At 68.9% G+C, this 20524-nt stretch carries 21 protein-coding genes and 1 pseudogene; 6 read left to right on the forward strand and 16 right to left on the reverse strand.

Annotated elements, in window-relative coordinates; genetic code table 11:
- Positions 1-114 precede the first annotated feature (114 nt).
- A complete protein-coding gene (locus ACWCPM_RS10835; protein WP_450975803.1) occupies positions 115-570 on the reverse strand; it encodes a MarR family winged helix-turn-helix transcriptional regulator in 456 nt (151 codons plus the stop codon).
- A gap of 94 nt (positions 571-664) precedes the next feature.
- On the opposite strand from ACWCPM_RS10835, the gene ACWCPM_RS10840 reads away from it, so the two are divergent.
- Together ACWCPM_RS10840 and mltG are read left to right on the forward strand one after the other, a co-directional pair.
- A complete protein-coding gene (locus tag ACWCPM_RS10840) occupies positions 665-2467 on the forward strand; it encodes an ABC transporter ATP-binding protein (protein ID WP_450975804.1) in 1803 nt (600 codons plus the stop codon).
- A 43-nt stretch (positions 2468-2510) separates the two neighbouring features.
- Complete coding sequence (mltG, locus tag ACWCPM_RS10845) at positions 2511-3362, forward strand: endolytic transglycosylase MltG (protein ID WP_450975805.1); 852 nt, start codon at positions 2511-2513, stop codon at positions 3360-3362.
- A gap of 68 nt (positions 3363-3430) precedes the next feature.
- Here the strand turns inward: mltG and ACWCPM_RS10850 are convergent, their stop codons facing one another.
- From ACWCPM_RS10850 to ACWCPM_RS10875, 6 genes are all read right to left on the reverse strand, one after another.
- Complete coding sequence (locus ACWCPM_RS10850; RefSeq protein WP_450975806.1) at positions 3431-4606, reverse strand: NAD(P)-binding domain-containing protein; 1176 nt, start codon at positions 4604-4606, stop codon at positions 3431-3433.
- A 280-nt stretch (positions 4607-4886) separates the two neighbouring features.
- Positions 4887-6044, reverse strand: a complete 1158-nt coding sequence (locus tag ACWCPM_RS10855; protein WP_450975807.1) for an LLM class flavin-dependent oxidoreductase — start codon at positions 6042-6044, stop codon at positions 4887-4889.
- Position 6045: 1 nt separating this feature from the next.
- Complete coding sequence (locus ACWCPM_RS10860; RefSeq protein ID WP_450975808.1) at positions 6046-7071, reverse strand: ABC transporter substrate-binding protein; 1026 nt, start codon at positions 7069-7071, stop codon at positions 6046-6048.
- Between the two features lie 54 nt (positions 7072-7125).
- On the reverse strand, positions 7126-7857 hold the full coding sequence (locus ACWCPM_RS10865; protein WP_450975809.1) for an ABC transporter ATP-binding protein: 732 nt from the start codon (positions 7855-7857) through the stop codon (positions 7126-7128).
- A complete protein-coding gene (locus ACWCPM_RS10870) occupies positions 7830-8744 on the reverse strand; it encodes an ABC transporter permease subunit (RefSeq protein ID WP_450975810.1) in 915 nt (304 codons plus the stop codon). Before ACWCPM_RS10870 ends, ACWCPM_RS10865 begins: the two co-directional genes overlap by 28 nt.
- Positions 8745-9002: 258 nt before the next feature.
- Positions 9003-9086 carry a putative leader peptide gene (locus ACWCPM_RS10875; RefSeq protein WP_349817350.1) on the reverse strand — a complete coding sequence of 28 codons (84 nt, stop codon included), beginning with the start codon at positions 9084-9086 and terminating at the stop codon, positions 9003-9005.
- Between the two features lie 147 nt (positions 9087-9233).
- Here ACWCPM_RS10875 and ACWCPM_RS10880 point away from each other — a divergent pair, with 147 nt between their 5' ends.
- Positions 9234-9656, forward strand: a complete 423-nt coding sequence (locus ACWCPM_RS10880) for a secondary thiamine-phosphate synthase enzyme YjbQ (protein ID WP_450975811.1) — start codon at positions 9234-9236, stop codon at positions 9654-9656.
- 241 nt (positions 9657-9897) lie between these two features.
- On the opposite strand, the gene ACWCPM_RS10885 is transcribed toward ACWCPM_RS10880, so the two are convergent.
- Entirely contained in the window at positions 9898-10344 is a 447-nt protein-coding gene (locus tag ACWCPM_RS10885; RefSeq protein ID WP_450975812.1) for a hypothetical protein, read from the reverse strand.
- Positions 10345-10483: 139 nt separating this feature from the next.
- Here ACWCPM_RS10885 and ACWCPM_RS10890 point away from each other — a divergent pair, with 139 nt between their 5' ends.
- Positions 10484-10807 (forward strand): integrase core domain-containing protein, encoded by a 324-nt coding sequence (locus ACWCPM_RS10890; RefSeq protein WP_450975813.1) that lies wholly within the window; start codon positions 10484-10486, stop codon positions 10805-10807.
- Between the two features lie 65 nt (positions 10808-10872).
- On the opposite strand, the gene ACWCPM_RS10895 is transcribed toward ACWCPM_RS10890, so the two are convergent.
- Positions 10873-11799 carry a recombinase family protein gene (locus tag ACWCPM_RS10895; protein ID WP_450975814.1) on the reverse strand — a complete coding sequence of 309 codons (927 nt, stop codon included), beginning with the start codon at positions 11797-11799 and terminating at the stop codon, positions 10873-10875.
- Positions 11800-12126: 327 nt separating this feature from the next.
- On the opposite strand from ACWCPM_RS10895, the gene ACWCPM_RS10900 reads away from it, so the two are divergent.
- Positions 12127-13386 carry a hypothetical protein gene (locus ACWCPM_RS10900; protein WP_450975815.1) on the forward strand — a complete coding sequence of 420 codons (1260 nt, stop codon included), beginning with the start codon at positions 12127-12129 and terminating at the stop codon, positions 13384-13386.
- 49 nt (positions 13387-13435) lie between these two features.
- Here ACWCPM_RS10900 and ACWCPM_RS10905 read toward each other — a convergent pair.
- Positions 13436-14176 (reverse strand): annotated as a pseudogene (locus tag ACWCPM_RS10905) (Tn3 family transposase); the annotation flags it as partial.
- A 98-nt stretch (positions 14177-14274) separates the two neighbouring features.
- Between ACWCPM_RS10905 and ACWCPM_RS10910 the strand changes: the two are divergent.
- Complete coding sequence (locus tag ACWCPM_RS10910; protein WP_450975816.1) at positions 14275-14748, forward strand: hypothetical protein; 474 nt, start codon at positions 14275-14277, stop codon at positions 14746-14748.
- A 15-nt stretch (positions 14749-14763) separates the two neighbouring features.
- On the opposite strand, the gene ACWCPM_RS10915 is transcribed toward ACWCPM_RS10910, so the two are convergent.
- The 6 genes from ACWCPM_RS10915 to ACWCPM_RS10940 form a co-directional block, all read right to left on the reverse strand.
- Entirely contained in the window at positions 14764-15885 is a 1122-nt protein-coding gene (locus ACWCPM_RS10915) for a tyrosine-type recombinase/integrase (RefSeq protein ID WP_450975817.1), read from the reverse strand.
- Positions 15782-16849 (reverse strand): hypothetical protein, encoded by a 1068-nt coding sequence (locus ACWCPM_RS10920; RefSeq protein ID WP_450975818.1) that lies wholly within the window; start codon positions 16847-16849, stop codon positions 15782-15784. The genes ACWCPM_RS10915 and ACWCPM_RS10920 overlap by 104 nt, the downstream gene beginning before the upstream one ends.
- A 126-nt stretch (positions 16850-16975) precedes the next feature.
- Complete coding sequence (locus ACWCPM_RS10925; RefSeq protein ID WP_450975819.1) at positions 16976-17557, reverse strand: hypothetical protein; 582 nt, start codon at positions 17555-17557, stop codon at positions 16976-16978.
- The gene (locus ACWCPM_RS10930; RefSeq protein WP_450975820.1) at positions 17554-19992 is read right to left on the reverse strand and encodes a site-specific integrase; all 2439 of its coding nucleotides are present in this window, start codon (positions 19990-19992) and stop codon (positions 17554-17556) included. Before ACWCPM_RS10930 ends, ACWCPM_RS10925 begins: the two co-directional genes overlap by 4 nt.
- Positions 19989-20339, reverse strand: coding sequence for a helix-turn-helix domain-containing protein (locus ACWCPM_RS10935; protein WP_450975821.1), 351 nt, complete (start codon positions 20337-20339; stop codon positions 19989-19991). The genes ACWCPM_RS10930 and ACWCPM_RS10935 overlap by 4 nt, the downstream gene beginning before the upstream one ends.
- Positions 20340-20355: 16 nt before the next feature.
- Positions 20356-20524: tyrosine-type recombinase/integrase (locus ACWCPM_RS10940; RefSeq protein WP_450975828.1), on the reverse strand; the 169-nt coding region annotated here is incomplete at its 5' end.

The raw sequence follows: 20524 nt of genomic DNA on the forward strand, positions 1-20524 counted from the left end.
CCCCGACTCGCCGTGGGAAGCGCATGCGCGAGGATCGGACGCCGCGTGTCCGCCCCCTTCACCTTTATCGCGACGCAGTCGACAACGGACCGTCCCGTGCAGGGGCTAAAGGATTCAGCACTGCCCTGCGCCGCCGCTCCCGCCGTCCACCAATGTGTCCAGCAGCGTCCCCAGCACCCGCCGCTCCACGTCCGTCAGCGGTGCCAGGATCTCCTCCGCCGCCGTCCTCCGCGCCCCGTGCAGTTCGCGCAGTGTCTCGCGTCCGTGGTCCGTCAGCTCGATCCGGATCACCCGGCGGTTGGTCGGATCGGGTGCCCTGCGCACCTGGCCGTTCGCCTCCAGCCCGTCGACCAGCGTGGTCACCGCCCTCGGGACGACCTCAAGCCGCCCGGCGAGGTCGGCCATGCGGGGCGGGGCGTCGTACTCGGCGAGCGTGCGCAGCAGACGGGACTGGGCTGGAGTGATGCCGTGGATGCGCTGCTGGAGGTGGCGCTTCTGGATCCGGTGCACCCGGCGGGTGAGCCGCAGCAACTGCTCGGCGAGCAGTCCGTCGGGATCGGGCGTGGTCATGCGGGAACAATATCAGGATGGCATTCATTGTGAGTATAGGTAACAATGAGCTATGATCCATTCGGACAACGTCGACTCATTCACGTAGGAGCCCATGAAGCCCGACCATGAACCCGCCTGGCGGCCTGCTGCCGCCGACGCGGACCAGCCGCGGCAGGTGCGCCGCATCCTCAAGCTGTTCCGTCCCTACCGAGGCCGCCTCGCCGTGGTCGGCCTGCTGGTCGCCGCCGCCTCGGTCGTCTCCGTCGCCACGCCCTTCCTGCTGAAGGCGATCCTCGACACCGCCATCCCCCAGGGGCGCACCGGCCTGCTCACCCTGCTTGCCCTCGGCATGATCCTCAGTGCCGTCCTGACCAGCGTCTTCGGCGTCCTGCAGACGCTCATCTCCACCACCGTCGGCCAGCGGGTCATGCATGACCTGCGCACAGCGGTCTACGGCCGCCTGCAGCGCATGTCGCTCGCCTTCTTCACCCGGACCCGGACGGGCGAGGTCCAGTCCCGCATCGCCAACGACATCGGCGGCATGCAGGCGACCGTCACCTCCACCGCCACCTCCCTGGTCTCCAACTTCACCAGCGTCGTCGCCACGGTCGTCGCGATGCTCGCCCTGGACTGGCGGCTGACCGTCGTCTCCCTGCTCCTGCTGCCGGTGTTCGTGTGGATCAGCCGCAGGGTCGGCGACGAGCGCCGGAAGATCACCACCCAGCGCCAGAAGCAGATGGCCACGATGGCGGCGACGGTCACCGAGTCGCTGTCGGTCAGCGGGATTCTGCTGGGCCGCACCATGGGGCGTGCCGAGTCGCTGACGCGCTCCTTCGCCGACGAATCGGACCGCCTGGTCGACCTGGAAGTGCGGTCGAACATGGCGGGCCGCTGGCGGATGGCCGTCATCACGATCGTCATGGCCGCCATGCCCGCCGTCATCTACTGGACCGCCGGCTTCGTCCTCCACGTCGGGGGACCCGGCGTCTCCATCGGCACCATCGTCGCCTTCGTCTCCCTCCAGCAGGGGCTGTTCCGCCCGACGGTCAGCCTCCTGAGCACGGGTGTGCAGATCCAGACGTCGCTGGCCCTGTTCCAGCGCATCTTCGAGTACCTGGACCTGCCGATCGACATCACCGAACGCGAGCGGCCGACCCGTCTGGACAGAGTCAAGGGCGAGGTGCGCTTCGAGGACGTCGAGTTCCGTTACGACGGCAGCGGCAGGCCGATCCTCGCCGGCATCGACCTCACCGTCCCGGCCGGCGGCAGCCTCGCGATCGTCGGGCCGACCGGCGCCGGGAAGTCCACGTTGGGCTATCTCGTGCCACGGCTGTACGACGTCACCGGCGGCCGGGTGACCCTCGACGGGGTCGATGTCCGCGATCTCGACTTCGACACCCTCGCACGAGCGGTCGGCGTCGTCTCCCAGGAGACGTACCTCTTCCATGCCTCGGTCGCCGACAACCTTCGCTTCGCCAAGCCCGACGCCACCGACGAGGAGTTGAGCGCGGCGGCACGGGCGGCCCAGATCCACGACCACATCGCGGCGCTGCCCGACGGCTACGAAACGATCGTCGGCGAGCGCGGCCACCGCTTCTCCGGTGGTGAGAAGCAGCGCCTGGCCATCGCGCGCACCATCCTGCGCGATCCGCCGGTTCTGATCCTCGACGAGGCCACGAGTGCCCTGGACACCCGCACCGAGCACGCCGTCCAGAAGGCGATCGACGCCCTGTCGGCCAACCGGACGACGCTCACGATCGCGCACCGGCTCTCCACGGTCCGGGGCGCCGACCAGATCCTCGTCCTGGATTCCGGCGGCGCGGTCGAGCGGGGGACGCACGAGGAACTACTGGAGTTGGGCGGGAGATACGCGGCACTGGTCCGCCGTGATGCCCAACTGGAGCCGACAAGCTGACGATATGCCGGGTTTGCGGTGATCTGCGGGTTACCGTGCCCGCATGCAGATGAACACTCCGCCACGGAGCACGACTCGCACGATCCGACTGACGCGCCGGGGCCGCGCCGCCCTCATCGCGACCGGCGCCGTGGTGGCAGGCACCGCCGTGGCGGTGCCGTTGCTGTTGCTGGAAGGCGAGGAGAAGCCGGCCAGACCGGCGACCCTGGTGATCCCGGAGGGCTGGCGCGCCGGCCAGGTCTTCGCCGCCGTCGACAAGGCCCTCGCCCTGCCCGCCGACTCCACCGAGAAGGCTGTCTCCCGCGCCCACCTCAAACTGCCGAACGAGGCCGAGGGCAACCCGGAGGGCTATCTCTTCCCGGCGACCTATCCGCTGGCGAAGGGCACGACGCCGGAGAAGGTGCTGGCCAAGATGGTCGACACCGCCAACGACAAGTTCAACGGCGCGCCGATCGCCGCCGGCGCGCAGCGCAACGCCATGAACGTCTATCAGGCGGTCACCATCGCCAGCATCGTCCAGGCCGAGGCCGGCAACAAGGCCGACATGGCGAAGGTGGCCCGGGTCGTCTTCAATCGGTTGGAGCGCGGCATGCCGCTCCAGATGGACTCCACCATCAACTACGCGCTGAACCGCCACACCCTCAGGACGACGCTGGACGACACCCGTATCGACAGCCCGTACAACTCCTACCAGCGGATGGGCCTGCCGCCCACACCCATCGACAACCCCGGTGAGCAGGCGGTGCGCGCCGCGATCAACCCGACCCCGGGGGACTGGCTGTACTTCGTCACGGTCAAGCCGGGCGACACCCGCTTCACGGCCGACTACGCACAGCACCAGCGCAACGTCGCCGAGTTCAACGCCGTGCAGAGAAGCCAGAGCCCGGCACGCTGAGCCCACGGGACATCAGGAACCTCCCCACAAAGATGCGGGCGGCATGGTGTCCCGTGGGAGCGGGTGGGTCACGCGGCGACCGACTCCCCCTGCTCTCCGCCTCGTCCCACTCCTTCGTCCCCACCCGCGCCAGTCCCGCCCAGCTGTTCTTCGTGCCCCCGCGTCACCTGCTGCCCTTCCCGCGTCGTCGCCAGCAGCCGCCTGATCTCCCGCACCGCCGCCCGGCCCGCCCGGTTGGCCCCGATGGTGCTGGCCGACGGGCCGTAGCCGACGAGATGGACACGCGGGTCGTCGACCGCACGGGTCCCCTCGACGCGGATGCCACCGCCCGGCTCGCGCAGCCGGAGGGGCGTGAGGTGTTCGATGGCGGGCCGGAAACCCGTCGCCCAGAGGATGACGTCGGCATCGACGTGCCGTCCGTCCTCCCACTCCACGCCGTCGGGGGTGATGCGGACGAACATCGGCTGCCGGTCCAGCACCCCGTCGGCCAGGCCCTGCCGAACGGCGTCGTTCAGCGGCAGCCCCGTCACGGAGACCACGCTCCGCGGCGGCAGTCCTTGTCGTACGCGCTCCTCGACGAGTGCGACGGCCGCGCGGCCCGCGTCCTCGTCGAACGGCCCCTCGCGGAAGACCGGCGGCCGACGGGTCACCCAGGTGGTGGCGGCCGCATACGGGGCGATCTCCAGCAGATGCTGCGTGCCGGACGCACCGCCGCCCACGACGATCACCCGCTGCCCGGCGAACTCCTCGGGCCCGGGGTACTGCGCGGTGTGCAGCTGGCGTCCACGAAAGACCTCCTGGCCCGGGTAGCGCGGCCAGAAGGGCCGGTCCCAGGTCCCGGTCGCGTTGATCAGCGCCCGTGTGGACCAGTTCCCGGCGGAGGTCTTGACGAGGAGCCGACCGTCGGAGCCGTCCCGGACGGCCCGTACGTCTACAGGCCGCCGTACCCGCAGATCGAACTCCTTCTCGTACGCGGCGAAGTACTCCCGGATCACCTCGGACGACCGCCGCGCCGGATCGGCGCCCACGAGTTCCCTTCCCGGCAGCGCGTGCATCCCGTGCACCTTGCCGTACGTCAGCGAGGGCCAGCGGAACTGCCAGGCACCGCCGGGACCGGGGGAGTGGTCCAGCACCACGAAGTCGCGGTCGGGTTCGAACCCGCTCCGCCGCAGGTGATAGGCGCCGGCCAGACCTGCCTGACCAGCGCCTATGACGACAACATCGACCTCATCCGTGGTGTTCACGACGGTACGAACAGCGCCACCGTCATGGATCTTCCCCGTTGCCCACCACAGTGACCGAGATCGCTGCGACCAGGGGATCGGCGCGGTCAAGGGAGGCGACGGCACCAGGAAGATCACTGACACGAGGCGGGATCACCGGGACGAGAGGGATCACCAGGAGATGGGACGAGAGGGGGATCACCAAGAAATGGGACGAGAGCGATCACCGAGAGAGGGGGCGATCACCGAGACGACCGAGGTCAATGGGACCGGCGGGCGGGCGGTGTCCTGAAGCGTCGGATCACCGTCCGCCCGAAACGAGCAGTGGCGCACCCGCCGCCACCTCGGGCGTACCACCCAGCAGCCCACGTGCCGCCAGCTCCGGAATCACTCCCTCCCCGAACCAGTACGCCTCCTCCAGATGCGGATAGCCGGAGAGCACGAAGTGCTCCACGCCGAGTGCGTGGTACTCCGCGATCAGTTCGGCGACCTCGGCATGGCTGCCGACCAGCGCGGTCCCGGCCCCGCCACGGACGAGGCCCACGCCCGCCCAGAGGTTCGGGTAGATCTCCAGTCGCTCCCGTGAGCCTCCGTGCAGCGCCAGCATCCGCCGCTGCCCCACCGACTCGCTGCGACCGAGCGCCGCCTGCGCCGCGTCGATCGTGCCGGCGTCGAGGTCGTCCAGCAGTCGGTGCGCCACCCCCCAAGCCTCGGCCGAGGTGTCGCGCGAGATGGTGTGGAGCCGGACGCCGAAGCGGACGGTACGGCCCTCCTGGCGGGCCAGCGCGCGGATCCAGCCGATCTTCTCCGCGACCTGTGCGGGCGGCTCGCCCCAGGTCAGATACACGTCGGAGTGACGTGCGGCGACCGGGCCGGCCGCGGCAGACGACCCGCCAAAGAACAGCTCCGGCAGCGGGTCGGGCGGCAGCGCGGTCAGCCCGCCCTCGATGTCGTAGTGCGCGCCGTGGAAGTCGTAGGGCCGGCCCTGCCACACCCCGCGTACGACCGACAGGAACTCGTCGGTGCGGGAGTACCGCTCGTCGTGGTCGAGGTGGTCGCCGAAGCGGCGCTGCTCGGCTGAGTCGCCGCCGGTGACGACGTTGAGCAGCAGCCGCCCGCGGGTGAGGCGCTGATAGGTCGACGCCATCTGCGCGGCGAGGGTCGGCGAGATCACCCCGGGTCGGAAGGCGACCAGGAACTTCAGCCGCTCGGTGTGCTGAGCGAGGGCGACCGTGGTGAGCCAGGCGTCCTCGCACCAGGTTCCGGTGGGCGTCAGCACCGCCTCGAAGCCCAACTGCTCCGCCGCCTTGGCGATCTGCACGAGATAGTCCAGGTCAGGAGCGCGGACCCCGCCGACCTTGCGGACCGGGCCGGAGCCGTTCGCGGCGTAGGCGTGCCGGTCCACGAGCGTGCGGCCGTCGCCGCCCGTCGGCAGGAACCAGTGGAGTCGCACGGTCATGTCACTTCTCCTTGTAGACGTGGGGAGCGGTGCTCGACGGCGGCAGGTCGCCGTTGTAGCGGGTGTCCACGAAGGCGCCGAAGTCGACCTTGCCCGGGATCAGCTTCAGGCCGGCGAAGGTGTCGGCGATCTCCTGCTCGGACTCGATCAGTGGTTGGTCGACGGCGACCGGTACGCGAGTGCCGTTGGAGCGTTTGACCGAGGCCAGCGCCACCTCGTAGGGCAGCTTGGTGTCCTTGGCCCACACCTTCGCCCACTCCTCCGGGTGCTCGTGGACCCAGTCCTGGGCGCGCCTGAGGCGGTCGAGGTAGTCCTCGATCGCCGCCGCCTTCGCCTTGTCCCGCAGCGCGCCGGGGGCGGCCACCTGGAAGGTCAGACCGTTGGTCACGCCCCGGCCCGTGGTGAGGACGCGGCCCTGCCCGGCGTGCAGCACCTGCGAGGTGTACGGATCCCAGACCGCCCACGCGTCCACCTTGCCGCTGGTGAACGCCGCGAGCGCGTCCGCCGGCTGGAGGTACTTCACCTGTACGTCGCTCGGCGTGAGCCCGGCCTTGCGCAGTGAGGCGACCAATTGGTAGTGCGCGGACGACCCCTGGGCGACGGCCACGGACCTGCCCCTGAGCTGCTCGGTGCCGGTGAGCTTCGAGTCGTTCGGTACGAGGAGGGCGTCACCGTCGGACGTGCCGTGCCAGGCGGCCACGACCGTGATCTTGGAGTCGGCTCCGGCCGCGAACACCGGAGGGGTGTTGCCGACGCCGCCGATGTCGACGGCCCTGGCGTTGACGGCCTCCAGCAGCGGGGGGCCGGAGGTGAAGGTGGACCACTCGATCCTGTAGTCGAGGTCGTCGAGTTCACCGGCGGCACGCAGGAGCGCCTCGGACCCGCCCTTCTGGTCACCCACGTCGAGGGTCAGGGAGCCCTTGCCGTCGGTGTCCGAGCCGGAGTCGGCGGCGGAGCTGCCCCCGCAGGCGGTGAGCAGCAGGGCGAGAGGAAGGAGCAGGGCGGCGGTGGTGAGGCGTGGTCGCATGGCGGATCCGTTCCTGTCCGTTGAGGAAGTGGCCATCGAGAGAACTTGTCGCTATCAGGCGGCTGCTTCGACGCCGAGGTGCCGCAGCAGTCCCGCACGCAGCCCGGCGAAGCGGGGATCGGCGATGTCACGCGGGCGGTCCAGGTCGACGCGCTGTTCGTGGGCGATCACACCCCCGTCCATGACCAGGACGCGGTCGGCCAGCAGCACGGCCTCCTCGACGTCGTGCGTGACGAGCAGCACCGCGCAGCCGCGCCGCTGCCACAACTCGCCCACCAGGCGCTGAGCCGTGATGCGGGTGAGCGCGTCGAGGGCGCCGAAAGGCTCGTCGAGCAGCAGCAGATCGGGCTCGCGCACCAGGGCGCGGGCCAGCGAGGCGCGCTGGGCCTCACCGCCCGACAGGGTTTTGGGCCAAGCGTTCGTACGGTGACTCAGACCGACCTCTTCGAGGGCGTGCTCGGCGACGGAGCGGTCGGGCCGGCCGGGCAAGCCGAGCAGGACGTTGCGCCACACCTTCTTCCATGGCATCAGCCGCGGCGCCTGGAAGGCGACGGCCTTGCGGCGCGGGACCAGCACGGTGCCCTCGATGTCCCTGTCGAGTCCGGCCAGGATGCGCAACAGGGTCGACTTGCCGCAGCCGCTGCGGCCGAGCAGCGCCACGAACTCGCCCTGCTCCACCTCCAGTCGGAGGTCGCCGATGACGGCGCGGCCGTCGAAGGTCCTGGTGAGCCCCTTGACGTGCACCGCCGTGCGGGTGTTCACCGGCCCGTGAACGTCGGTCGCCATTGCAGCAGCAGCCTTTCGAGAGAACGGACGACGAAGTCGGCCAGCAGGCCGAGGAAGGCGTAGACGATCAGGCAGACCACGATCACGTCGGTCCGCAGGAAGTCGCGTGCCTGCACCATGAGGAAGCCGATCCCGGCGTCCGCGTTGATCTGCTCGGCGAAGACCAGCGCGAGCCAGGCGATGCCCAGCGAGTAGCGCAGGCCGGTCAGCGCGCCGGGCAGCGCGCCAGGCAGGACGACATGCCGCACCAGCCCCCACCGGGACAACCCGAGCGACTCACCCGCCTCGATGAGCTGGGAGTCGACACCGCGGATGCCGGCGTAGACGTTGAGGTACAGCGGGAAGGTCACGCCGAGCGTGATGACGGCGACCTTGGGTGCCTCGCCGATGCCGAACCAGATGATGAACAGGGGGATGAGCCCCACGAAGGGCACCGTCCGCAGCATCTGCACCGAGGCGTCCACCAGGTCCTCGCCGATACGGAACAGCCCTGACACCAGGGCGAGTCCGGTACCGATGAGGGTGCCCAGGAGCAGTCCGCCCGCCACGCGCCGCAGCGAGGTCGCCATGGCCGACGGCAGCGAACCGTCGGCGATCAGATCCCTGGCGACCTGGGCGATACGGCCGGGCGAGGCGAGTATGTCCGCGGTCAACATGCCTGTGGTGCTGAGCAGTTGCCAGAGCAGCAGCAGGAGGAGCGGGCCGGTGGTGCGGCGGAGCCAACGGGGGACGCGGGTGCGGCGGGAGGACGTGGGGACCAGGGGATCGAGGTGGAGGGCGGGGTGGGGGTCGGAGTACCCGTCCTTGCCGAGGGGGACAGGCAGGTCAGATGAAACAGGCGAAATATCGGGCTCGGGAGAGTTCGGCGGGGCATGGCTGATGCTCATGGCTGCTCCAGGGCGATACAGCGATACGGGGAGCCGGGCGATCCAGCGATACGGCGATACGAGGTCACGTCGTCACAGCGAGACGGCGCCACAGCGACACCGGGTCACGTCGTCATGGGGTCACGTCGTCATGTCGTCACGGTGGTACGGCGACACGGTGTCCCGACGAGACGGTCCTGTGCGCTCCCGCTCACGGCAGGAGCGGTTGCCCCACGCGGGGCAAGGGCCTGCGCAGGGGCAACGCGAGGGGGAAGGGCGTCAGCAGCCGCGGCGACACGCGGCGGAAGCCACCCGCAGCAGGTCGATGTGACCGCGCGTGGTGAGCAGAGCTGAACGCAACATGCTGCTGAACGTAGCCAGATGGCATGTTCGTGGTCAATGCCCGTCTCGCGGAGTGGACCCTCGTATCGGCGGCCGGGCGACCGTTGTGTCACCGCTGTCGGGGTGCGGGCTCGGGACATGGGTGGGGCATGGGTCAGGATGGGAGGCATGGCGCACGCGTTCACCACCCGAGTCCTTCAGGTCTCCTCCGGCTCCGAGGAGACGGTCGTCGACCTCACCCGTGACTGCGAGTCCTTCCTGGGGGAGGTGGCCGCGGGCCGCGACGGTCTGCTCAATGTCTTCGTCCCCCACGCGACCGCCGGCATCGCCGTGATCGAGACGGGGGCCGGCAGTGACGACGACCTCCTCACCGCCCTGCACACCCTGCTTCCCGCCGACGACCGCTGGCAGCACCGCCACGGCAGCCCCGGCCACGGACGTGACCATGTCGTTCCGGCGATCGTGCCGCCCCACGCGACCCTGCCGGTGGTGGGTGGGCGTCTGGAACTGGGAACGTGGCAGTCGGTGTGCCTGGTGGACACGAACGTCTCGAATCACGACCGTACGGTGCGGTTGTCGTTCCTCGGATAGTGCCGCGTCTGACGTCACTGTAGGAGTGACATCCGGCCGCACCAAACGAGACGCCCTCTGGAGCGGTCATAGCCGCTTCATCCGGCGGTTCCTCTCCCGTCAGGGCATTGCCACAGTCGGACCGGAGCCCCACCGTGCGCGAGGACTGGCCTTCGCCATACCGTGAAGTCTGCTCGCGTCAGGTGGAGACTGATGAGCTTCACCGGACGCCGGGGAGCTGACGTGACGAGCTTGGTCGGCATCAGAGGTGCCCGCGCATCACTGCAATACAATTGGCTCGAGCCGCGATTGATCGGTCCTGGGGATACGGCACGCCGAGGTTTATCCCGCTATCGGAGGTGAGCGGGGGTTGCTGCCAGGCGAGGCTCATCTGCGCGCCAGCTTCTGCTCGAGCCGTCGCTACGAGAGCCGAGTAGGGACCCGCGACGGCTGATGCCTCGATCTGCAGCCAGGCTTGGTGGAAGGCCATCCGTGCGAGCAGGCCGCTGACCTCGTCGGTGAGCTGTTGCCGCACGGCGGAGGAGGACTTGGGCCGGCGCCGTATGTGGTACGGCATCTCCAGGTACTCCTCGACCGTGGTCAATGCTTCGGCGACGGTTTTGGCCCGGCTTTCTCTGCGTACGGCCCGCTGACCGAGGGTGTACGTCAGGTACGCGCCGAAGAGGGCGATGCAGGGGACGATCAGCACGGCTGTCTGGGTCCAGGTCCAGCCGCTGTCCGTCGTCTGCGCCGTCGCGATGACCTGTACACGTCACTCCCCGCATGCCGTGAGGGGCGTCCGGCCGAGGCATTCAACGAGCAGCTACTCTTGCTCCAACAAACCGGTGTTGCAACGACCTGTTGAATCCGAGCAATACTGCAGCCGGGCCTTCTCCGACGCCTGCCGCCAGACCGGCGTCACCCAGTCCATGAGCGCGGTCGGTTCCAGCGCGGACAACGCACTCGCCGAGTCGTTCAACGCGACCTGCAAACGGGAGACCCTCCAAGGCCGCCGGGCCTGGGACACCGAGCGCGAGGCCCACCTGGGCCTCTTCCGCTGGCTCCACCGCTACAACACCGTCCGACGCCACTCCCGCCTCGGACACCGCAGCCCCATCGCCTACGAGCGAGCACTCCGAACAACATCAACGACGCTGGCCGAAGCCGCATAACCCGTGTTCAAAATCAGGGGTCCGGGTGTGAGTAGTCGGCGTACAGGAAATCCCGGTGAGAACGATCATGGTCCCGACAGCGTGAGTGCGCTCACCCGGCTCTCGTACTCGCGGCGGGCCTTGCGCTGGGCCGGGATCGCCCGGACGTCCTGGGTGCCGTCGAGCGGCTGGCAGCGGGCGAGCAGTCCATGGTGCACGGCGGGGACGGCGGTGACGCGCAGGGTGTAGCCCTGGCCGCGTCGTACGGTCACTCCCTGGTCGAGCGCGGCGCGCTCGGTGGGCTCCAGCTCGGTGGCGCGCAGGAAGTCGGCGACCTTGCCGGGCATGTCGAGGGTGATCGGCAGCTCCGGGGCGGGGGCGTCCTCCGTGGGCGCGGTGTGGTCGGGCAGGAGGTCGGCAACGGCGGTGCGGATGGCGCCGCGGCTGACCTCGTGATCGCGGGCGAGGGCTGCGATCGAGCGGCCTTCCAGGTACGCGGCGCGCACGTCGGCGGTCTTGCCGGCCGGGACTGCGGGGCGCCGTCCGCCCTTGTTGCCCTTGGCCTCTGCGGCGCGCAGTCCGTCGTACGTGAGCTCGCGCTGGAGGTCGCGCTGGAGTTCGCCGGCGGCGGCGAGGGTCTGCACCATGAACTTCACTGTGGACAAAAGCTCGCCGGTGCGCGGGTGGCGGGCGGTGAGGTCCATCGCGGAGAACGCGCCGTCGTGGATGCGCAGCGCCACCTGGTCGCGGTGGAGGACGTCGAGCACGTCGAGGATGTGTCCGGTGCCGCGTACGAGGCGGAACATCTCGGAGATGTGCACGGTGTCGCCCGGCCGCGCGTAGGTGAGCAGCTCGCCGAACTTCGGGCGCTGGAGAGGGTGGAGGCGGCTGGAGGTGCCGGGGTCCTCCTCGAAGACGACCGGGTCCTCGATCCCGGCCTCGGCCAGGACGAGGTTCTGCCGGGCGGTGGACTGCTGGTCGGTCGAGACCCGCTTGTAGACCAGGTTCGCCACCGAAGGGCCCCTTCCGTACGGAGGATCGGACCCTATCTGTCGTCAAACCCTGTCAGCAATCACCATCGGATCTGATTGGATTCGCGCCGCCGCGAACCCCTGGATTGCACGGGTTCATTGGACGCGCCGCCTGCCTGTCGTCAAACGATCGTTTATTGACGCCTGCCCTCACATGCGATGGCCCCGACGTGCGGGCTGTGTCGGTGGTGATGGCTAAGGTGCGCTGTCGTGGATGCTGATGATCTTGACTACCGGACCCGAACGCTGACGGGCTGCATTCCTCCGGGGCAGGTGGCGCGACTTCTTGAACTCGGTCATGAGCGGGAAGTGGAGTTCCAGGCTGGCCGCGGGGAGTGGTTCTGCGCGCTGGAGTGGGCCCGGCTGCTCGGGAATCGGGGCCAGCGAGAGCAGGCGTTGGAGGTGCTCGCTCCGTACGTCGCCACGAACTGGTGGCCGGCGACCCAAGCCCGGGCGGAGTTGCTGGAGGGCTGGGGCCGGGTGGAGGAGGCGATCGCGTTGTCCCGCCCGTACGCGGAGGCCGGTGACCGGCTGGCGCTGGTCTTCTTCGCACGCCTGCTGGCCCGCCACGGCCGCAGCGGCGAGGCGTTCATGCTGCTGCGCGCCGGGATCCAGGATTGGCTCCTCGCCGAGTGCCTGGTCGACGCCGCCGCGGCGGCGGGCATGGACGAGGAAGCGGCGGCCCTGTTGGAGGCCCGGGTGGAAGCGGCGGTCCCTGCCTGTGCCGACCCGGACTGTGACCGCCTCCGGATGGAACCGTCCAACGCCGTCGGCCTGCTCGCCACGATCAGGGAACGCCAGGGCCGGATCGAGGAGGCGATCACGCTGCTGCACACCCGCGAGGTCACCTCCGTCAACGGCCGTGACCAGCTGGCCGACCTGCTGGCCAGGCACGGCCGGATCACGGAACTGCGTGCGTACGCGGCGTCCGAGTTCCACGGGCACGCCGTGCAGCGCCTTGCCGAAGTGCTGGAGGAACGCGGCGACGTGGAAGGTGCGATCGCCGCCTACCGCACGTTCGGTGCCACGCCGTCCGGCATGTGGCATGTGGCTGTGCCGCTGTCCGAGCTCCTGGTCCGGCACGGGCGGAGCGACGAGGCGATCGAGCTGCTGCGCGTGCTCACCGAACACGACGCGGAGGACTGGCTCGTCCATACTCTTTGCACCCTGTACGCCGACCACGGTCGGTCCCGAGAGGCCCTGGCCCACCTCGATGCCATCAAGGCGCGAGGCGATGGCATGGAGTACTGGGACCTCTTCCAGATGCGGCTTCCGCTCATGGCCGACTGCGGCCTGCTCGACGAAGCGATCGAGCAGACGCGGGCGCACCCCGAGGGTGACACCTGGTACGCGGCCTGGGCCTTGTCCGACATGCTTGACAAAGCCGGCCGCGCCGAAGAAGCCGACGCAGTCCTCGCGCAGCACCCGGAAGTCAACAGCTCTCTTCGGGCCGAGCGCCTTATCGACCTCGGCCGCATCCATGACGCTGTACGACTCCTCCAGCAGCCGGTAAGCAAACCGACCACACCCGCCTGGGACGGCGCCTGCTCCACCGAACCGCCGTTCTGACAGCTCGGGCTGGTATGCGCCACGTCTCCACCGTAAGTCGCGGGCCGGTTCAGTCGTTGCCCTCGTCGTCTTCGACGGCGTCCGGGTCCCGGAGAGGGCGCAGGCCCTGGCCGGGGCCGCTGGCCTTGATGTTGAACAGGTAGCGGCCCAGGAAGTTGATGTGCCGGTCCTTGAGCGGGGAGAGGCGTGCGACGTCCTCGTTCTTGATGTTGTGGCCCTCGGCGCGGAGCTGTGCGACGGCGGCGTCGAGGTAGCGGGTGTTCCACAGGACGACGGCGTTGAGGACCAGGCCGAGGGCGGCGAGCTGGTCCTCCTGGCCCTCGCGGTACGCCTGGCGGATCTGGCCGCGGCCGCCGTGGCAGATCGCGCGGGCGAGCCGGTGGCGGGATTCCTGGACGGTGAGCTGCCGGTTCATCAGCCGGCGGTAGGTGTCGTCGACCGGGTCGACCAGGGCGAGCAGGTGCATGGTCTTGTCGATGCGGCCGTACTCGGCGAATGCGGCGCCGAGCGGGGTCGGGTGGCCCTCGCGTCCGAACATCCGTAGCAGGTCGTAGGCGCGGACATGGTTGGTGATGAGCGATCCGGCGACGCGGAGCATGTCCGGCCAGTGCGTGACGATGCGCTTGAGGTTCACCTTGTTGCAGGCGACGGCCTCCAGCGGCCCGTACCCGGCGGCCGGCGTCTCGCCGTCGGGCAGGTCGGCCCGCCAGAACCTCTGGTCGGCGAGGTCGCGGAAGCGTGGGGCGAAGCGGAAGCCGAGCATCTTGTACAGGCCGAAGGCCATGTCGGAGTTTATGTGGACAGTTCAAGTTGATCTTCCTCTGCGGTGTTGTCAGTCGGTGCGGACATAGGGTGAGGCTTTCGATGAGGTGGCAGGGGGGAAGCGTTGTGGAGGTCACCGTTCAGTGGATACGGACGTCCTGGACGAAGCAGTCTCGTGGAGGGGAGGCCGCGGCTCGCAGGAACGCCGTCCCGGTCGGCTTTCGTGTCCCGCCTATGTCGCCCGCGGTCGCGCACGTGGTCCGCATGCATGAGAGCGACGGCTTCGACCCCTTCGACGGCCAAGAAGACCTGCGCAAGGTCGACGTCCAGCTGCGCGAAGACAAGGGTCGGTTGCGAGTCCTGCCCCGGGTCCAGCCCCTCTTTGCCATACCTCCTCGGCCACGACGGCCCCCGGCCGTACGGCTTGTTCCCGGACAGTGGGTCCGCTGGCAGCTCAACTACCGTTTCAGCAGCGCGGCGGGAGTGCGGGGCTGGTCGTACTGGCTCGACACCTTCAACATCGCTTACGGCCCGGTGGAAGCTGACGTGTTCTTGTCTCCGCCCACGGTGCTCGTCGATGAGCGAGGACCGGTCCGTTAACCCACCGGGTGGCGGTCACGGACTGGTGTTTTCGGCTTTCTCTTCGTGATGGGCGGGTTGCCCGAGGTCTGCGAGAAGTTTGTCGATGCGGTCGCTGGTGCAGCGGTGTCGTTCGACCTCGCGGTCCCAGCCGCGTTGGGCGGCGTCGAGAGCGAGAGTTTGCTCGACTTCACGTCGGGCCCGCAGACGTGGTGCGTATTCGGGTGTGGTGACGAACTTCGCGCAGGTCAGGTAGAGGTCGCATTCGCAGGGGCCTTCGGCGGGGAGACGGAGGCAGCGGCCGAGTTCGAGTTCGGTCTTGAAGAAGTTCGTCGTGAGCCAGTCGACCGCGGTGTCCGGCAGTGAGCCGTTGCGCAGTTCGTCGGCGGCCGGCCCGGCGATCGTGGCGCCGGGGCCGAGCACGGCCTTGTAGTCGCGCAGTACTTCCTGGTCGCTGATCTGCGCATAGACCAGGGCCATGCTGACGGAGGTGTGGCCGAGCACCTTCATGATGGTGTGGAGCTTCGCGCCGCGCTCAGCGAGCTGGGTGCCGACGGTGTGCCGGAACCGGTGGGCCGAGACGGTGCCGCGTCCGGTGCCGGCACGTCCGCCCGGGCGGACCAGTCCGGCCGCCTTGCAGGCGTCCTGGATCGGCGTCTCGAACAGGTAGAAGGTCGACAGGAGCTTACCGTGGCTCATGAACAGATAGCGAATCTCCTCCCCGGTGCGTTCGTCGGTGAACGGTCTCTCGGGTGCGTTCCGGCGCAGGTCGATGGCGTGCTGCAGGGCCGTTGCGGCGTCCTCGTGCAGGGGGACGACGCGTTCTTTGTAGGTCTTGCGACCGGAGAGACGCAGTCGTGCGGTGCCGTCGGGGTAGCGGTCCAGACAGTACATGGGCAGCCGTTGGATCTCGGTGCGTCGGGCGCCGGACCAGCGGGCCACGAGCAGCGCGGCGCGTTGGAAGGGGCAGGCGATCGCGTCGATGGCTGGCATCAACTGGTCGAGTTCGTTGTCGGGGATGAAGCGGGGCACTTTCAGGGGGAACTTGGGTGCGTCACCTGCCCCGATGAGGGTGTGGCCGGGCACGTCGGGATACTGCCAGAGCGCGGTGTCCCGGAAGAACTGCGACAGCCCGGAGATCCGCTGGATCCGTGACATGACACCGAGCGGCTTGCCGGTCTTTTCGGTCGGCGCTTCGGCGATGTGCCCGATCCAGCCCAGGCAGTGGTCGCGTGTGACGTCGGCGAACGTCGTGATGCCGGGGTGGTTGGCCTCCAGCCATCGGTAGAACGTGCGCACCCGCGAGTTCCAGCTTGTCCACCGTCGAGGGAGCGTCGGTCAGTTTGCGGGCCGCCAGCCACTTCTGCGCGACGGCCAGCATCCGGGGAGGCAGCGTCAGCGGTGGTTTCCACGACGGCATGAGCTTGCGTGGCTGTGTGGCGGTCTGGCCACGGTGGAAGAGCACCACCTCAAGTTGGTGCAGGTGCGTGATCCAGCTCTTCGCCGGGCCCTCGTAGAACTGTTGCGCCGACGGGTAGAAGGACGCGAACTCCGGATCCTCGGGGAACTGACGGATGGCTTCCAAGACCTCGGCGACGTGGTCGCCGGTGATGTCGGCGACGTCGGTCAGGCCGTTGCGCAACGCGATCCGGGCCACCGACCAGTGCATCGCCTGCTTCGCCGACAGCCGGTTGTAGCCGAGCGCGACGGCTTCCTCGACCAGCGCCATGGTGCCCGGATCGATCCCCAGCAGGGCGGCCTGGTCGTGAACACGCAGCTGGCCGACGGCGAACATCCACCGGTAGTCGAATGTCGCGTACCCGCGCAGGCCCAGATAGGTCAGGTAGGTCCGGGCCCGGTGCGAGGTGGGGAACGACGGGCGGTGGAAGGACTCCCCGGGCAGCCGGCCCGCCCGCTCCACCAGGGGTTCGGCGAACCAGGCTTCCAGGTCCGGCCAGCGGGTCCGGAAGTCGCGGTAGTAGCGCAGTTTCGCGTTGAGGTACTGGCGATTGAAGCTGTCCTGGCTGCGGACGACCGCTACGTACTGCTCCTCGGGACAGTGCCGGGGGCGCTGACGGCGGACCGGCTCCGGGGCGGCGACCAGCGCGGCGGTCGAAGCCATGACGCCCCTCATGAATGTCCCTCGGCCGGCTTGCCCAGCGCGTCCAGGGCCCGGTGGTAGTCGGCGACGACGGCCGGATCGGAGATCCGTAATGGTGGAGTCGGGTATTGGAACTGCCCGAATGCCTCAGCCGGTGCGGACCCACGCCGTGAAGTCATCGGCGAGTCCGGGCGGGTTGGCGGCCTCAGTCCGGCGAGCGATCCCCTCGTAGTACTCCAGCTCGTGGAGGACCACGGGCACCGGCTTGCCGATGGCGCTCTTGATGACGCCATCGTTGTGGAGGTCGCGAGCGAGCTGGACGCATGCCTGGTTGAAGTTGGCCTCGATCAGCGAGGCGGTCGGCCCCACGGTTGTCATCCAGTCCTCAGGGTGCGTGGGCTCGTCGTCGTACCAAAGTCCGAGTTCAGTGATCCACTGACGGCGTGCTGTGGCTCCGTCGGGGTCTCGGGTGAGGTCGCCGATGACCGTGAGCTCGTTCTGGAGCCAGAAGGCATAGTTCCAGCGGGCTTCCGCCTTGTCGGAGGCGTCCGCGATGCTGCGTCGGAACTGAACTGCGGTGTTGTATCCGATGGTCAAGGTGGGCTGTCGAGGGTCGTCCCTCTCATTGTTGATGAAGAACGAGATGACGTAGATGTCCTCTGCCTCGGCCGCTGAGATCGAACTGATTGCTCGCTCGGCAAGGGTTCGGAGGTGGTCCTGGAAGGTCACGGGGCTGGAGCCTTTCGAATTCGGTTGCTGACGTCGGCGGCGTAAGCGGCCCAGTCACCGGCGGCGGCTCGCTGCCACTTGACGGCGACAGTGATGTCGATGCCGAGAGTGCGGGCAAGGACTGCGGCAGGCAGCTCCGTAGCGAGCTGGAACAGAGCGGTTGAGCGGGTCTCGGCGAGCCGGATGCCGAGCTTGCGGAGACGTTCGCCCATAGCCCAGACACTGATCGGGCGGCCGGGCTGACCGCCAGGGAAGAGCCAGGGTGAATCCGTCCGGGCGAGAACGGCATGACTGCGGCGAACCGCGACTTGTTGGAGGGCCAGTTCAGCGACGGGTGCGGGCAGCTCGACCGGGACGGCACCGAGGCGGAGGCGGACTGCTCCGTCGGTCTCCTCGATGTGGTCGACGGTGAGCCGGGAGATCGCCGCGGGCCACTGGGCATAGAGGAGCAACAGCAGTCCGGCGAGGCGGTCTTCGGACTTGAGAGTGTCGTCGTGCAGCAGACGGCGGGCGGTGGCCCAGCGGGCCTCGTCGTCCATCGCCTGGGTGGGGCCGTTCCATCTGACGGCCGGGAAGCTGAGATCGCGTGCGATCTTCTGGGCGAGAGCCCAGCGCACGAAGTGGCCTGCCTCCCGGCGGTGACGGACGTCGTCGCTGGTCATCCAGCGTTCAAGGTCGGCCTGGCGGCAGGTCGTGAGTGTCAGACGCTGGTCGTTGAGCCAGTTGAGCCAGTTGAGGAGATGGACGGCTGCCCGCAGATGCTGGCGGACGACGGTGAGCTGGGTGTGCGTGATGTCGTTGCCGCGGCTGCGTCGGCGGAGTCGTCGCAGGAGGTGCCAGGTCGCGTACCGGTGCAGGATTTTCCGTCCCTCAGCGGTGGTGTGGGAGGTGACGAGATCGTTCACGTGCCGTTCCAGGCGGACCATCTGCTCGTCGCGCTGGGGCAGCGTGCCGGTAGCAACGAGCACGCTTCGGATGTGCTCGACGACCTTGCCCGCCGGGAGTTCGTCCAGGGCCTCGTGTGTCAGGGGTCGACGGCCGGATCCGAGATCGGACAGAACGGTGGAGACGATGCCGCCGGAGAGCCAGCGCATCGCCGTGCCAGCCCGTTCCGTCTCGGCCAGGGCGTCGTTGAGGGCCTGCAGCTTCGGGGGTATGGAGCCCGAGTCGTCGGCGAGAAGCTCGTGGAGCCGTTGCTTGAGAGTGCAGCGAGGGCACGGGCCGGCGGCTCGCAGTCGTTCCGCTTCCCCGCAGGTGGGACATGGGCGCCAGAGCTCGGCGTCTGGGGCGGTGCAGGGGCCGCAGACCGGTGCGTCGGCGGTCCCGGAGTGGATGCCTCGAAGCCGCCCGCATGCGGTGCAATGAGCGTGGCGTCGGTCGCAGCCGCCGCAGCGGGGCAGGCCGGTCAGACGGGAGTGGGTGCCGGGTGCGGTGCGGCCGCAGATCGAGCAGACGAGGACGGGCAGGGGGCAACAGTTCGAGCAGAGAGGACCGCTGGAGGTGCGGTTCTGTACTCGCTTCCGCTTTCCGCAGTTGATGCAGACCTCGACGTTCGCGGGGTCGTTGACCAAGCAGTTCGGACACAGCGGGCGCCCCCGGTCGTCGCGGGTGGCCGGCTCGCGGCGGGCTCCGCAGCGTACGCATTCTTCGACGCGGGACTTGGCGATGCAGTTGCGGCAGACCCGCTGACCGTCGAGCGGCTTGTCGATGCGAACCACCCGGTGGCAGCGAGGGCAGGACGGTCGGACGATCCCGGCAACACCAGCCTCGTGCAGAAGGTCGATGAACCTCAAGATGGCGCGATGCGGAGCGAGATGGGCCTCGCCGGTCAGCAGGCCAGGGTTCTCCTCCAGGGACCAGACCACTCGCTGGCGATAGTGGGGACGGTGGGGCGCCGACCGGCGCAGAGCCTCGGCGACCACGTCGCGGTCGGCGCCCGGGGCGATCGTGTTGATCACCGTGTGAACGACCGTGGCCGGGTCACGGTCATCGTGGTCGGGACACATCGAACAGCGTGGCAGGCCCTTGCGATCCCGGAACGTGACGCGCCGGGTGTTGCCGCAGGCGGCGCACTCGCTGGTCTCCTTGATGCAGACCGAGCAGTACCAGTCCTGGCCCTGCCGCTGGAGGCTTCGCAGCCCCTTCCCGCAGTCCGCGCAGACCGGCGGCGAGATCGCCGCGGCACCGGCCTTGCGAAGGGCGATGAGGAGATCACCGACGGCCCGTGGCGCCGGGGACCGGCCATCGGTCAGGGCGGCGGGTCGCGTCGCCAGGAACTTGGCCAGGTTCCGTGACTTTGCGCGGCCGCCCGCGACCGCGGTGACCACGGTCTGGATGGTCTCGGAGCCGAGTTCGCTCTCGGTATCCGCGACCAGGTCCGTGATCAGGCCGATCGGGTCCGCGACGGCGCGGTCGACAGCGTCGGTGGTGGTCACGACCGGTCAACACCCTTGATCCGGGCCCGCTTAGGCCGCAGTCCGCCGAGTCCTTCCGCGTCGGGTGCCGTGCCGCCGACGGCTGCCTTCTTCGGCTTCTTCACGGCCCCGACCACCGCAATAGGCTCGATGAGGTCGTCCATGGTGCAGTCCAGGATGTCGAGCAGAGCCATGAGGATCTTCAGGCTCAGTCGCTCAGGTCGCTCGACGACGAGCCGGTAGACCTGGCTCGAGGACAGCGAGATACCGCGCTCGGCAAGCGGAGGGATGAGGTCGGTGGTGGAGAACATCCCGCGGTCGGCCATGACTTTGCGCAGGTGCCAGTGGTAGTCGAGCTTGGCGGCCATCGCCGGGTCCCTCCTGTCAGGCTCCGGCGAACGCCGGGGCCAGTGCCTTGTGCAGGGAAGTGTTCATGAAGTCGTCGCTGACGTGCGTGTAGATGGCCAGGGAGCTGTCGCTCTCGTGGCCGACCTGCTGCTGGATGAAGCGGCGGTCCACCCCGTCCTCCGTCAGGTGCGTGACGTACGAATGC

It is taken from the genome of Streptomyces sp. NPDC002309, from assembly GCF_053593375.1.